Raw genomic sequence first — 13,092 nt, 5'->3', positions numbered from 1 at the left:
AAGATGGACTCATGAGGAGGCAGTCCCATGCGCGGTGCCAAGAGCGCCACCTGGGTCGCAGGAGCGATAGTCGTGGCCCTGGGGGCCACGGCCTGTGGCGGCGGCAGCAGTGCGAGCGCCGAACCCGGCGTCGTCCGGGCCAACTGGGGTGACCCCCAGAACCCGCTGGAGCCCGCCAACACCAACGAGGTGCTGGGCGGCAAGGTCCTGGACATGATCTTCAGCAATCTGAAGAGCTACGACCCGAAGACCGGCGAGGCGAAGAACGACGTCGCGCAGTCCATCGACACCAAGGACCAGCAGACCTTCACCATCAAGGTGAAGAAGGGCGAGAAGTTCTCCAACGGCGAGGCCGTGACGGCCCGTTCGTTCGTCGACGCCTGGAACTACGGCGCGCTGTCCACCAACGCCCAGAAGAACTCGTACTTCTTCGCCGACATCCAGGGCTACGACAAGGTCGCGCCCGCCAAGGGCAAGCCGACCGCGAAGACCCTCTCCGGTCTGAAGGTCGTCGACGACCGGACCTTCACCGTCACGCTCAACGAGAAGATGTCGACCTGGCCGCTGCGCCTGGGCTACAAGGCGTTCGCGCCGCTGCCCAAGACGTTCTTCAGCGACCACGACGGCTACCTCGCCAAGCCGGTCGGCAACGGTCCGTACGCCGTGGACACGTACGACAAGGGCAAGCAGATGAAGCTCGTCCCCAACCCGCACTACACCGGGGACGACAAGCCGCAGAACAAGGGCGTGCTGCTCAAGGTCTACACCGACTCCAACGCCGCCTACGCGGACCTGCAGTCCGGCAACCTCGACGTCGACGACGACGTGCCCGCCGAGCAGATCCGCAACGCCAAGTCGGACCTGAAGGGCAACTACCTCTCGCAGCCCGCGGGGCTGAACCAGGTCATCACCTTCCCGCTGTACCAGGACACCTGGAACAAGCCGGGCATGGAGAAGGTCCGCAAGGGCCTGTCCATGGCGATCGACCGCAAGGCGATCACCGAGAAGGTCTACAACGGCACCCGCACCCCCGCCACCGACCTCACCTCGCCCGTCCTCGGTGACGCCAACGGCTACAGCAAGGACGTCTGCGGCGACACCTGCGCGTACGACCCCACCGAGGCGAAGAAGCTGATCAAGGAGGGTGGCGGCATCCCCGGCGGGAAGATGACGATCAGTTACAACGCCGACAAGGACTCCCACAAGCAGTGGGTGGACGCGGTCTGCAACAGCATCAACTCCGTGCTGGGCGACGACAAGGCGTGCGTCGGCAACCCCGTCGGCACCTTCGGTGACTTCCGTAACCAGATCACCAAGCAGGAGATGACCCAGCCGTTCCGCTCCGGCTGGCAGATGGACTACCCGCAGATCGAGAACTTCCTGACCCCGCTGTACGCGACCGGCGGCGCCTCCAACGACGCCAAGTTCAGCGACCCGAAGTTCGACGCGCTGCTCAAGCGGGCGGGCGCCGAACCGGACGTCAAGAAGGCCACCGACCTCTACAAGCAGGCCGAGAAGATCGTCCTCGACAAGGTCGTCAGCATCCCGCTGTGGTACCAGAACGGCACCGCCGGCTGGTCCGAGCACGTCACCGGTGTGCAGTTGAACTCCTTCAGCTTCCCGGTCTTCACCAAGATCAAGGTCACCAACTGACCCGACGCGGCCACCGCTGAGGCGGCCGGCGGGCACCACCTGCCCGCCCGGCCCCTCGCGGCACGGCCCCGCGCGCGAACACACCCGCTCACGGCGGCAGGAGCAGCCGGCCACGCCCGCGACCCCAGGTCCCGGGCGCGGCCCCGGCCGCCCCCGCGTCGGCGCTTTACTGGAGGACACATGGGGCGCTACGTCATCCGACGCCTGCTCCAGATGGTGCCCGTCTTCATCGGCACCACATTCTTGATCTTCGTCATGGTCTACGCACTCGGCGACCCCGTCGCCGCGATGTTCGGAGACCGGACGCCCGATCCGGCCACCGCCGCCCAGATCCGGGAATCCCTGCACCTGAACGACCCGCTCTGGAGCCAGTACCTCCAGTACATGGCCGGCATCTTCCGCGGCGACTTCGGCACCGCCTTCAACGGCACGCCCGTCGCCGACCTGATGGGCTCGGCCTTCCCCAACACCATCAAGCTGACGCTGGTGGCCTTCGCCATCGAGGTCGTCGTCGGCGTCGGACTCGGCATCGTCGCCGGGATGCGCCGCGGCCGTCTCGTCGACACCGGCGTGCTGGTCTTCACCCTGCTGGTGATCTCCATCCCGACGTTCGTCACCGGCTACCTGCTCCAGTACTTCATCGGCGTCAAGCTCGCCTGGGCCGCACCGGCGGTCTCCAACGACGTGGCCTTCGGCGAACTGCTGCTGCCCGGCATCGTGCTGGCCGGTGTCTCCCTCGCGTACGTCGCCCGGCTGACCCGTACGTCGATCGCCGAGAACATCCGCTCCGACTACATCCGCACCGCCACCGCCAAGGGCCTGCCCCGGCGGCGCGTCGTCGGTGTGCATCTGCTGCGGAACTCGCTGATCCCGGTGATCACCTTCCTCGGCACCGACATCGGCGCCCTGATGGGCGGCGCGATCGTCACCGAGCGGATCTTCAACATCCAGGGCGTCGGCTACCAGCTCTACCAGGGCATCCTGCGGCAGAACGCGCCCACCGTCGTCGGCTTCGTGACCATCCTCGTGGTCGTCTTCCTCGCCGCCAACCTGATCGTCGACCTGCTCTACGCGGTCCTGGACCCGAGGATCCGTTATGCCTGAGATCACCGAACAGGCCCCCGCGACCGAGGCGGCGACCCCCGCGGCGGCTCCCGAGGCGGCGGCCGCGCCGCGCAGCCTGTGGGGCGACGCCTGGCGGGACCTGCGCCGCAACCCCGTCTTCTACATCTCCGCCGTCCTCATCCTCTTCCTGGTCGTCATCTCGATCTGGCCGAGCCTGCTGACCGGCACCAGCCCGTACGCCTGTGACCTGGGCCGTTCCCAGCAGGGCCCGGCGGCCGGCCATCCCTTCGGCTTCACCACGCAGGGCTGCGACGTGTACGCCCGCACGGTGTACGGGGCCCGCGCCTCCGTCGTCGTCGGTATCTGCACCACACTGCTCGCCGCCGTCCTCGGCTGTGTCTTCGGCGGGCTCGCCGGGTTCTTCGGCGGCTGGTGGGACGCGGTGCTGTCGCGGATCGGCGACATCTTCTTCGGCATCCCGGTGCTGCTCGGCGGCATCGTCTTCCTCTCCGTCGTCAAGGGCGGTTCGATCTTCACCGTCGTGCTGCTGATGGCGGTCCTGGGCTGGCCGCAGATCGCCCGTATCGCGCGCTCCGCGGTCATCTCCGCCAAGCAGCAGGACTACGTGCAGGCGGCCCGCGCGCTCGGCGCGAGCACCCCGCGGATGCTGCTGCGGCACATCGCGCCCAACGCGCTCGCGCCCGTCATCGTCGTGGCGACCATCGCGCTCGGTACGTACATCTCGCTGGAGGCGACGCTGTCGTTCCTCGGCGTCGGCCTCAAGCCGCCGACGGTCTCCTGGGGCATCGACATCTCGTCCGCCGCCACCCAGATCCGTAACGCGCCGCACATGCTGCTGTGGCCGGCGGGGGCGCTGAGCATCACGGTGCTGGCGTTCATCATGCTCGGCGACGCGGTCCGCGACGCCCTCGACCCCAAGCTGCGCTGAGGGAGGCGTACATGACCACCGAGAAGAAGCAGGCCGTCCCCGCGCCGCGCGCCGGGGAGCAGGCGGACACCCCGCTGCTCCAGGTCCGCGATCTGCACGTCGAATTCCACACCCGCGACGGTGTCGTCAAGGCCGTCAACGGCGTCAACTACAGCGTGTCGGCGGGCGAGACGCTGGCCGTGCTCGGCGAGTCCGGGTCCGGCAAGTCCGTCACCGCCCAGGCGATCATGGGCATCCTCGACATGCCGCCGGCGAAGATCCCGCGCGGTGAGATCCGCTTCCGGGGCGAGGACATGCTCACCATGTCCGCCGACGCCCGCCGCCGGCTGCGCGGCGCCAAGATCGCGATGATCTTCCAGGACGCGCTCTCCTCGCTGAACCCGGTGCTGACCGTCGGCTACCAGCTCGGCGAGATGTTCCGGGTCCACCAGGGACTGTCCAAGAAGGCGGCGCTGGCCAAGGCGGTCGAGCTGATGGACCGGGTCAAGATCCCGGCGGCGAAGAGCCGGGCGGGGGACTTCCCGCACCAGTTCTCCGGCGGGATGCGCCAGCGCATCATGATCGCGATGGCGCTGGCCCTGGAACCGGACCTGATCATCGCGGACGAGCCGACCACCGCCCTCGACGTCACCGTCCAGGCCCAGGTCATGGACCTGCTCGCGGAGTTGCAGGCCGAGTACCACATGGGCCTCATCCTCATCACCCACGACCTCGGCGTCGTCGCCGACGTCGCCGACAAGATCGCGGTGATGTACGCGGGCCGGATCGTCGAGACCGCGCCCGTCCACGAGCTGTACAAGAACCCGGCGCACCCCTACACCCGCGGTCTGCTGGACTCCATCCCGCGCCTGGACCACAAGGGCCAGGAGCTGTACGCGATCAAGGGGCTGCCGCCCAACCTGCTGCACATCCCGCAGGGCTGCGCCTTCCACCCGCGCTGCCCCAAGGCGCAGGAAGTGTGCCGGACGGACACCCCGGCGCTGCACACCCTCGGCGAAGGCCGCCGCAGCGCCTGCCACTTCTGGAAGGAGACGGTCAATGGCTGAGCCGGTCAAGGCGGTTGCCGCGGACGGCCGCGAGCCGATCCTCCAGGTCCGCGGCCTCGTCAAGCACTTCCCGCTGACCCGGGGCGTGCTGGTGAAGAAGCAGGTCGGCGCGGTCAAGGCGGTCGACGGCGTCTCGTTCGACCTCTACCGGGGCGAAACCCTCGGCATCGTGGGGGAGTCGGGCTGCGGCAAGTCCACCGTCGCCAAGCTGCTGATGAACCTGGAGCGGGCCACCGCCGGTGAGGTCTTCTACCGGGGCGAGGACATCACCAAGCTGTCGGGGCGCGCGCTGAAGGCGGTGCGCCGCAACATCCAGATGGTGTTCCAGGACCCGTACACCTCGCTCAACCCGCGGATGACGGTCGGCGACATCATCGGCGAGCCCTTCGACATCCACCCGGAGGTCGCGCCCAAGGGTGACCGGCGGCGCAAGGTCCAGGAGCTGCTGGACGTCGTCGGGCTGAACCCGGAGTACCTCAACCGCTATCCGCACCAGTTCTCCGGCGGCCAGCGCCAGCGCATCGGCATCGCCCGCGGTCTCGCGCTCAACCCGGAGATCATCATCTGCGACGAGCCGGTCTCCGCGCTCGACGTCTCCGTCCAGGCGCAGGTCATCAACCTGATGGACCGGCTCCAGAAGGAGTACGACCTCAGCTACCTCTTCATCGCCCACGACCTGTCGATCGTCCGGCACATCTCCGACCGGGTCGGCGTGATGTACCTGGGGCGGATGGCGGAGATCGGCACCGACGCCGAGATCTACGACCACCCCACGCACCCGTACACCCAGGCGCTGCTGTCGGCGGTGCCGGTGCCCGACCCCGAGGCACGCACGGGCCGCGACCGGATCATCCTCACCGGCGATGTGCCGTCCCCGGCCGACCCGCCGTCCGGCTGCCGCTTCCGCACCCGCTGCTGGAAGGCCGAGGAGCGGTGCGCGACCGAGACACCGGAGCTGGCCGTCCCGGCGCGCTTCCGGGACCAGGCGTCCCCGGCGGCCCACCCGTCGGCCTGCCACTTCGCGGAGGTCCGGGACGTGGTGGGCGCGGCGTAGCGCCGTCAGGTACGGCCTCGGGCCGGGTTCCGCGCGGGGGTGCGGGGCCCGGCCCGAGGCGTGTCCGGGGGAGGGCGGCGCCGCCGTACGGGCGGGGGCGCGCCTCCGGAGCCGGGTGGGGCGCCGGGCCGCGCGGTGCGGCGCGCCCGGTCCGTCCGCCGTGCGGCGCGTCCGGTCCGTCCGCCGTGCGGCGCGTCCGGTCCGTCCGCCGTGCGGCGCGTCCGCCCGGACAGGCCCCCGCTTCAGTTGTCGCGCGGGACGACCCGGACCCAGGTGCGGTCGGCGGTGAGGTAGCGGTCGACCGCGAGGTGGGCGCGGGCCAGGGCCGCGTCGAACTCCTCGTCGGTCAGCGGGCAGGAGAGGAACGTTTGTGTCCAGTGGCCGTCCGCGAAGTCGTACTCGACGTGGACCGAGCGCACGCCCGGCCGCACCGGCTCGGAGGAGACCACCCGGATCAGCCCGCCGGCGACGCGGCGCTCGTCCGGGACGCGGTCGTGCCGGTCGGGCGCCTCGCGCTGGATGAGCACACAGCCGTCGTCCTTCACATGGCGGCGGCAGGTCGCCAGCATCCCCTCGCGCACGCCCGGACCCGCGGCGTGGACGAGGAACGAGGCGAGCAGGACCACGTCGAAACGGGCGTCGAGAGTCAGCTCCTCGATGGCGCTGCGGACCGTCCCGGCGCCGCTGATACGTTCCAGCATCTGCGGGGACTCGTCCACGGCGGTGACCGCGAAACCGCGGTGGACCAGTGGATGTGTCATCCGTCCGGCGCCGCAGCCCAGTTCGAGGATGCTGGACGCCGGGCGCACCGCGCCCTCGATGATGTCCGGCTCGTCACCCACCGGAAGCCGTTCGTACAGCTCGACCGCGCAGCCGTCCGGGGTGATCGGCCCCGGTCCGCTGCCCTCGTATCCCTTACGCACCCGCTGTTCCATGGCCACATGCCAGCACGGCGCCACCGAGCCGCGAAAGGGAGCTTTCCGGACAGGACGGGGCGCACTTCGGGGTGCGCGGGGGCGTGCGCGGACGCGCGCGGAGGGGGCGGGGCGGCGCCCGGAGGGACCGGCGCGGGGCGGCCGGTGCGCCCGCCCGGCCCGTACGACCAGCGGCCGGACGAGGGACCGGTGCGGCGGACCGGGGCGGGGCGCGGGCGGCCGGGCCGGGCCGCCCGGTGTCCGTACATCCGACCGGCCCGCCGCCCGGCCGCCGCGCACATGGGCGGATTCCGCGCCCCACGGAGCAACGCACACGGCCGCCGGAGTGCAGCACATCCCGCTTTGGGCTCTTATGTGGTTTACGTGTGGCCGGAGAGCTGAGGAGGCGCCGTATGCGGGGAGCGAAGCGCGCGAGGTGGGCCGTCTGTGCCGTGTCCGTCGCCCTGACGGCGACCGCCTGCGGCGGCGGGGTCGACACCCGCGGATCGGGCGCCGCCGGAATCGTCAGCTCATCCTGGGGAGACCCGCAGAACCCCCTCGAACCGGCCAACACCAACGAGGTCCAGGGCGGCAAGGTCCTGGAGATGATCTTCCGGGGGCTGAAGCGGTACAACCCGAGGACCGGCGCCGCGGAGAACGTCCTCGCCCGGTCGATCGACACCACCGACTCCCGGCACTACACCGTCACCCTCAAGCCCGGCTGGACCTTCAGCAACGGCGAGAAGGTCACCGCGAAATCGTTCACGGACGCCTGGAACTACGGCGCGCTGATCGACAACCGGCAGAAGAACGCGCCATTCTTCCAGTACATCGAGGGATACGACGCCGTCCACCCGGAGAACGGCAAAGCGACCGCGAAAACCCTCTCCGGCCTCAAGGTCGTCAGCCCCACGAAATTCACCGTGACGCTGAACCAGAAATTCTCAAGCTGGCCCGACACCCTCGGCTACAACGCCTTCATGCCGCTGCCGCAGACCTTCTTCACCCACCACGACGCCTGGGTGAAGAAACCGATCGGGAACGGTCCGTACGCCGTGGACTCCTACACCAAGGGCTCCGCGATGAAACTCCGGAAATGGGCGAAGTACCCAGGGGCCGACAAGGCCCGTAACGGCGGTATCGACCTGCGGGTCTACACCGACAACAACACCGCCTACACCGACCTCCAGGCCGGAAATCTCGATCTCGTCGATGACATTCCCGCCACCCAGCTCAAGAACGTCCACGCCGACCTCGGCGACCGCTACATCAACCAGCCGGCGGGCGTCATCCAGACGCTCACCATCCCGATGTACGACAAGAACTGGAACAAGAAAGGCGGCGACAAACTCCGCCGCGGTATCTCCATGGCCATCGACCGTGCCTCGATCACCAAGGAGATCTTCCAGAACACCCGCACCCCCGCCACCGACTGGACCTCGCCCGTCCTCGGCGCCGAGGGCGGCTACCGCCCGGGGCTCTGCGGCGAGGCCTGCGAATTCAACGCCGCCAAGGCGAAAGCGCTCGTCAAGGAGGGCGGCGGGCTCCCCGGCGGCCGTATGACGATCGGCTACAACGCCGACACCGGCTCCCACAAGGACTGGATCGACGCGATCTGCAACAGCATCAACAACGCCCTCGACGACGACAAGGCGTGCGTCGGCGCACCCGTCGGCACCTTCGCCGACTTCCGCAACCGCATCACCTCCGACAAGATGACCGGCCCCTTCCGCGCCGGCTGGCAGATGGACTATCCGCTCATCCAGAACTTCCTCCAGCCGATGTACTACTCCAAAGCCTCGTCCAACGACGGCAAATACAGCAATCCGAAGTTCGACACCCTCATCAACGAGGCGAACGCCGCCACCGACCAGAAGGCGGCCGTCACGAAATTCCAGGACGCCGAACGGATCCTCGCCCAGGACATGCCGGCCATTCCGCTCTGGTACCAGAACGGCAACGGCGGCTACTCCGACCGGATCGCCAATGTGGCGCTGAACCCCTTCAGCGTCCCCGTCTACAACGAGATCACGGTCCACTGACCCAGAACCCGGAGCCCTCATGGGACGCTATGTGATCCGGCGGCTGCTCCAGATGATCCCGGTGTTCATCGGCAGCACGCTCCTGATCTTCCTCATGGTGTACGCGCTGGGTGACCCGGTGGCCGCGCTCTTCGGCGACCGGGCACCCGATCCGGCCACCGCCGCCCAGATCCGCGCCGACCTCTATCTCGACCAGCCGCTGTGGAAACAGTATCTGCACTACATGGCGCAGATCTTCCAGGGGAATTTCGGCACCGCGTTCAACGGCCAGCCGGTCACCGAACTCATGGCCGCCGCCTTTCCCGTGACGCTGCGGCTCACCCTCGTCGCCATCGTCATCGAAATGGTCGCCGGAATCGTCCTCGGCGTCTTCAGCGGACTGCGGCGCGGACGCGCCGTCGACACCACCGTGCTGATCTTCACCCTCGTCGTGGTCTCCATCCCCACCTTCGTCAGCGGCTACGTCCTGCAATTCCTGCTCGGCGTGAAATGGAACTGGGTCAAACCCGCCGTCTCCACCGACGCCCCGCTGGACGAACTCCTGCTCCCCGGACTCGTCCTGGCGCTGGTCTCCCTCGCGTACGTCACCCGGCTCACCCGCACCTCCATCGCCGAGAACGCCCGCGCCGACTACGTCCGCACCGCCATCGCCAAAGGGCTGCCGCGCCACCGCGTCATCACCCGCCACCTGCTGCGCAACTCACTGATCCCGGTGGTCACCTTCATCGGCACCGACATCGGCGCGCTCATGGGCGGCGCCATCGTCACCGAACGGATCTTCAACATCCACGGCGTCGGATTCCAGCTCTACCAGGGCATCCTGCGCCAGAACTCGCCCACCGTCGTCGGCTTCGTGACCATCCTCGTGCTGGTCTTCCTCGTCGCCAACCTCCTCGTCGACCTGCTCTACGCGGTCCTGGACCCGAGGATCCGCTATGCCTGACCCCTACGCGCCCAAAGAGGCGATCACCCACGGCGACGGCGGGCCCGCCGCGCTCGCCATCGGCGAGGCCGAATCCCTGGAACGGCCCCCCGGCGCCGGGCCCGGCGGCACCCCCACCGGCAAACCCCGCAGCCTGTGGAGCGATGCCGCCCGCGACCTGCGCCGTAACCCGGTCTTCCTGCTCTCCGCGCTGATCATCCTGTTCCTGGTGGTCATCGCCATCTGGCCGCAGTTGATCGCGGACGGCAACCCCTACCGCGCCGACCTCGCCAAGGCCCAGGCGGGACCGGAGCCCGGCCACCCCTTCGGCTACGACACCCAGGGCCGCGACGTCTACACCCGCGTCGTCTACGGGGCCCGCGCCTCCATCACCGTCGGCGTCTGCGCCACCGCCGGCGCCGCCCTCTTCGGCAGCCTCCTCGGCGGGCTCGCCGGATTCTTCGGCGGCTGGTGGGACACGCTGCTCTCCCGGCTCGCCGACATCTTCTTCGGCATCCCCGTCATCCTCGGCGGACTGGTCTTCCTCTCCGTCGTCACCAGCTCCACCGTCTGGCCGGTCGTCGGCTTCATCGTGCTGCTCGGCTGGCCGCAGATCGCCCGTATCGCCCGCGGCTCCGTCGTCACCGCCAAACAGAACGACTACGTCCAGGCGGCCCGCGCCCTCGGCGCCGGCAACGGCCGCACCCTGCTGCGGCACATCGCGCCCAACGCCGTCGCGCCGGTGATCGTCGTCGCCACCATCGCGCTCGGTACGTACATCTCGCTGGAGGCGACGCTGTCGTTCCTCGGCGCCGGGCTGAAACCGCCCACCGTCTCCTGGGGCATCGACATCTCCGCCGCCTCCACCTCCATCCGCAACGCGCCGCACATGCTGCTGTGGCCGGCCGGGGCGCTGAGCATCACGGTGCTGGCGTTCATCATGCTCGGCGACGCGGTCCGCGACGCCCTCGACCCCAAACTGCGCTGAGGAGCGGGCAGATGACCAGCAACGACAGCGCCACCGCACCCCGCCCCGAGACCACCGGCACCGACGGGCCACCGCTCCTCGACGTCCGCGATCTGCACGTGGAGTTCCGCACCCGCGACGGCGTCGCCCAGGCGGTCAACGGCGTCAGCTACCGCGTCGCCGCCGGGCAGACCCTCGCCGTCCTCGGCGAGTCCGGCTCCGGGAAGTCCGTCACCGCCCAGGCGATCATGGGCATCCTCGACTCACCCCCCGGCTTCGTCACCGGCGGCGAGATCCGCTTCCAGGGCCGCGATCTGCTCACCCTCGGCCGGGAGGAGCGCCGCCGCATCCGCGGCACCGGCATGGCGATGATCTTCCAGGACGCGCTCTCCGCGCTGAACCCGGTGATGTCGGTCGGCGCCCAGCTCGGCGAGATGTTCCAGGTGCACCGCGGTATGTCCCGCAAGGCGGCCCGCGCCGGGGCCGTCGAGCTGATGGACCGGGTACGGATCCCCGCCGCGAAGAGCCGGGCCGGTGACTACCCGCACCAGTTCTCCGGCGGGATGCGCCAGCGCATCATGATCGCGATGGCGCTGGCCCTGGAACCGGACCTGATCATCGCGGACGAGCCGACCACCGCCCTCGACGTCACCGTCCAGGCCCAGGTCATGGACCTGCTCGCGGAACTCCAACGCGAATACCACATGGGCCTCATCCTCATCACCCACGACCTCGGCGTCGTCGCCGACGTCGCCGACACCATCGCCGTCATGTACGCCGGGCGCATCGTCGAGAACGCCCCCGTCCACCACCTCTACCGGGCCCCCGCCCACCCCTACACCCGCGGTCTGCTGGACTCCATCCCGCGCCTGGACCACAAGGGCCGGGAGCTGTACGCGATCAAGGGCCTGCCGCCCAACCTCACCGCCATCCCGCCCGGCTGCCCCTTCCACCCGCGCTGCCCGCTCGCCCAGGACGTCTGCCGCACCGACCGGCCACCCCTCTACGAGGTGGCCCCGGGCCGCACCAGCGCCTGCCACTTCTGGAAGGAGACGCTCGATGGAGCCCGCTGACCGCCGCCCGGCCGACGCCTCCGGGGCGCCCGGCGCTTCCGGGGCGCCCAACGCCTTCGGGGCGTCCGATGCCTCCCGGGCGGCCGGAGGCCCGGCCGCCGGTTCCGGTTCCGGTTCCGCCGACGGGATCGGTCCCGGCCCCGGCCCTGGCTCTCGCAACGGTTCCGGTTCTGCCGCCGGGCCCGGACCCGGACCCGACCCTGATCCTGGCCCCGGCCCCCGTTCTTCTGCCGTCGGTTCCGGTCGAGGTGAACCGGTTCTGGAGGTCCGCGATCTGGTCAAGCACTTCCCGCTCACCCGCGGCGTCCTCTTCCGGAAGCAGGTCGGCGCGGTCAAGGCGGTCGACGGGGTCTCCTTCGACCTCCGCCGCGGCGAGACCCTCGGCATCGTGGGGGAGTCCGGGTGCGGCAAGTCCACCGTCGCCAAGCTGCTGGTCGGCCTGGAACACCCCACCGCCGGGCAGATCCGCTACCGCGGTGAGGACATCACCAAGCTCTCCGGCCGCGCCCTGAAAGCCGTCCGCCGCAACATCCAGATGGTCTTCCAGGACCCGTACACCTCCCTCAACCCCCGGATGACCGTCGGCGACATCATCGGCGAGCCGTACGACATCCACCCCGAGGTCGCGCCCAAGGGCGACCGGCGGCGCCGGGTACAGGAACTCCTCGACGTCGTCGGGCTCAACCCGGAGTACATCAACCGCTATCCGCACCAGTTCTCCGGCGGCCAGCGCCAGCGCATCGGCATCGCCCGCGGTCTCGCACTGCGCCCCGAGATCATCGTCGCCGACGAACCGGTCTCCGCGCTCGACGTCTCCGTCCAGGCCCAGGTCGTCAACCTGCTGGAGAAACTCCAGAACACCTTCGACCTCAGCTACGTCTTCATCGCCCACGACCTCTCGGTGGTCCGCCACATCTCCGACCGGGTCGCCGTCATGTACCTCGGCAGACTCGCCGAATCCGGCACCGATGAGCAGATCTACGACCACCCCACCCACCCCTACACCCAGGCCCTGCTGTCGGCGGTACCGGTGCCCGACCCCGAGGCGCGTGAACACCGGACCCGCATCCTGCTCACCGGCGACGTACCCTCCCCGGCCGACCCGCCCTCCGGCTGCCGCTTCCGCACCCGCTGCTGGAAGGCCCAGGACCTGTGCGCCGAGAAGGTCCCGCCGCTCGACGTCCCGCCCCGCTACACCACCCCGGACGCGGGCCCGGCCGCCCACCCCTCGGCCTGCCACTTCGCGGAGGAACGGCAGGCGGTGGCGAGTGAGTGAGGGCGGCGGCGGAGGGGGCTGGGCCGGGGCCGGGCGCCCCCGAAGCCGGACCCCGGCCCGTGTACGGCGTGGCGGTCCCCGGAGAACCCGGCGCCGGCGAACAGCCCGGACGCGGGGGCCGGACACACGAA

General features: G+C 69.7%; 11 protein-coding genes. 10 read left to right on the top strand and 1 reads right to left on the bottom strand.

All coding sequences use genetic code 11. From position 1 onward, the window contains the following. Positions 1–27 precede the first annotated feature (27 nt). The 5 genes from ACGH2B_RS08265 to ACGH2B_RS08245 all read left to right on the top strand — a co-directional run bounded on the left by ACGH2B_RS08265 (position 28) and on the right by ACGH2B_RS08245 (position 5,767). Entirely contained in the window at positions 28–1,653 is a 1,626-nt protein-coding gene (locus tag ACGH2B_RS08265) for an ABC transporter substrate-binding protein (RefSeq protein ID WP_399086375.1), read from the top strand. A gap of 180 nt (positions 1,654–1,833) precedes the next feature. Continuing rightward, entirely contained in the window at positions 1,834–2,757 is a 924-nt protein-coding gene (locus ACGH2B_RS08260; RefSeq protein ID WP_399086372.1) for an ABC transporter permease, read from the top strand. Continuing rightward, on the top strand, positions 2,750–3,667 hold the full coding sequence (locus ACGH2B_RS08255; RefSeq protein WP_399086368.1) for an ABC transporter permease: 918 nt from the start codon (positions 2,750–2,752) through the stop codon (positions 3,665–3,667). Before ACGH2B_RS08260 ends, ACGH2B_RS08255 begins: the two co-directional genes overlap by 8 nt. Positions 3,668–3,678: 11 nt before the next feature. Continuing rightward, positions 3,679–4,713, top strand: coding sequence for an ABC transporter ATP-binding protein (locus tag ACGH2B_RS08250; RefSeq protein WP_399086365.1), 1,035 nt, complete (start codon positions 3,679–3,681; stop codon positions 4,711–4,713). Then, positions 4,706–5,767, top strand: a complete 1,062-nt coding sequence (locus ACGH2B_RS08245; RefSeq protein WP_399086362.1) for an ABC transporter ATP-binding protein — start codon at positions 4,706–4,708, stop codon at positions 5,765–5,767. The genes ACGH2B_RS08250 and ACGH2B_RS08245 overlap by 8 nt, the downstream gene beginning before the upstream one ends. Before the next feature lie 242 nt (positions 5,768–6,009). Here ACGH2B_RS08245 and ACGH2B_RS08240 read toward each other — a convergent pair whose 3' ends face one another. Further along, positions 6,010–6,702 (bottom strand): class I SAM-dependent methyltransferase, encoded by a 693-nt coding sequence (locus tag ACGH2B_RS08240; protein ID WP_399086359.1) that lies wholly within the window; start codon positions 6,700–6,702, stop codon positions 6,010–6,012. 392 nt (positions 6,703–7,094) lie between these two features. On the opposite strand from ACGH2B_RS08240, the gene ACGH2B_RS08235 reads away from it, so the two are divergent. From ACGH2B_RS08235 to ACGH2B_RS08215, 5 genes are read left to right on the top strand one after another with little or no spacing between them, the layout of a single operon-like run. After that, positions 7,095–8,723 carry an ABC transporter substrate-binding protein gene (locus ACGH2B_RS08235; RefSeq protein WP_399086357.1) on the top strand — a complete coding sequence of 543 codons (1,629 nt, stop codon included), beginning with the start codon at positions 7,095–7,097 and terminating at the stop codon, positions 8,721–8,723. A gap of 19 nt (positions 8,724–8,742) precedes the next feature. Further along, a complete protein-coding gene (locus ACGH2B_RS08230; protein ID WP_399086354.1) occupies positions 8,743–9,666 on the top strand; it encodes an ABC transporter permease in 924 nt (307 codons plus the stop codon). Beyond that, complete coding sequence (locus tag ACGH2B_RS08225; protein WP_399086351.1) at positions 9,659–10,633, top strand: ABC transporter permease; 975 nt, start codon at positions 9,659–9,661, stop codon at positions 10,631–10,633. The genes ACGH2B_RS08230 and ACGH2B_RS08225 overlap by 8 nt, the downstream gene beginning before the upstream one ends. Before the next feature lie 11 nt (positions 10,634–10,644). After that, positions 10,645–11,685: an ABC transporter ATP-binding protein gene (locus ACGH2B_RS08220; protein WP_399086349.1), complete on the top strand. Its 1,041-nt coding sequence runs from the start codon at positions 10,645–10,647 to the stop codon at positions 11,683–11,685. Continuing rightward, a complete protein-coding gene (locus ACGH2B_RS08215; RefSeq protein ID WP_399086346.1) occupies positions 11,672–12,961 on the top strand; it encodes an ABC transporter ATP-binding protein in 1,290 nt (429 codons plus the stop codon). Before ACGH2B_RS08220 ends, ACGH2B_RS08215 begins: the two co-directional genes overlap by 14 nt. Positions 12,962–13,092 lie beyond the last annotated feature (131 nt).

This window comes from Streptomyces sp. BBFR2 (assembly GCF_044497305.1).
In the GTDB taxonomy this organism is placed as follows: Bacteria; Actinomycetota; Actinomycetes; order Streptomycetales; family Streptomycetaceae; genus Streptomyces.
Note: the sequence above shows the minus strand (reverse complement) of the source record. Positions and strands in the feature narration are given on the sequence as shown.

What these genes read in the sequence shown, in the direction of transcription:
- ACGH2B_RS08220 (WP_399086349.1), top strand. Translation starts at nt 10,645, where the DNA reads ATGACCAGCAACGACAGCGCCACCGCACCCCGCCCCGAGACCACCGGC.
- ACGH2B_RS08260 (WP_399086372.1), top strand. Translation starts at nt 1,834, where the DNA reads ATGGGGCGCTACGTCATCCGACGCCTGCTCCAGATGGTGCCCGTCTTC.
- ACGH2B_RS08240 (WP_399086359.1), bottom strand. Translation starts at nt 6,702, where the DNA reads ATGGAACAGCGGGTGCGTAAGGGATACGAGGGCAGCGGACCGGGGCCG.
- ACGH2B_RS08245 (WP_399086362.1), top strand. Translation starts at nt 4,706, where the DNA reads ATGGCTGAGCCGGTCAAGGCGGTTGCCGCGGACGGCCGCGAGCCGATC.
- ACGH2B_RS08230 (WP_399086354.1), top strand. Translation starts at nt 8,743, where the DNA reads ATGGGACGCTATGTGATCCGGCGGCTGCTCCAGATGATCCCGGTGTTC.
- ACGH2B_RS08215 (WP_399086346.1), top strand. Translation starts at nt 11,672, where the DNA reads ATGGAGCCCGCTGACCGCCGCCCGGCCGACGCCTCCGGGGCGCCCGGC.
- ACGH2B_RS08225 (WP_399086351.1), top strand. Translation starts at nt 9,659, where the DNA reads ATGCCTGACCCCTACGCGCCCAAAGAGGCGATCACCCACGGCGACGGC.
- ACGH2B_RS08235 (WP_399086357.1), top strand. Translation starts at nt 7,095, where the DNA reads ATGCGGGGAGCGAAGCGCGCGAGGTGGGCCGTCTGTGCCGTGTCCGTC.
- ACGH2B_RS08265 (WP_399086375.1), top strand. Translation starts at nt 28, where the DNA reads ATGCGCGGTGCCAAGAGCGCCACCTGGGTCGCAGGAGCGATAGTCGTG.
- ACGH2B_RS08255 (WP_399086368.1), top strand. Translation starts at nt 2,750, where the DNA reads ATGCCTGAGATCACCGAACAGGCCCCCGCGACCGAGGCGGCGACCCCC.
- ACGH2B_RS08250 (WP_399086365.1), top strand. Translation starts at nt 3,679, where the DNA reads ATGACCACCGAGAAGAAGCAGGCCGTCCCCGCGCCGCGCGCCGGGGAG.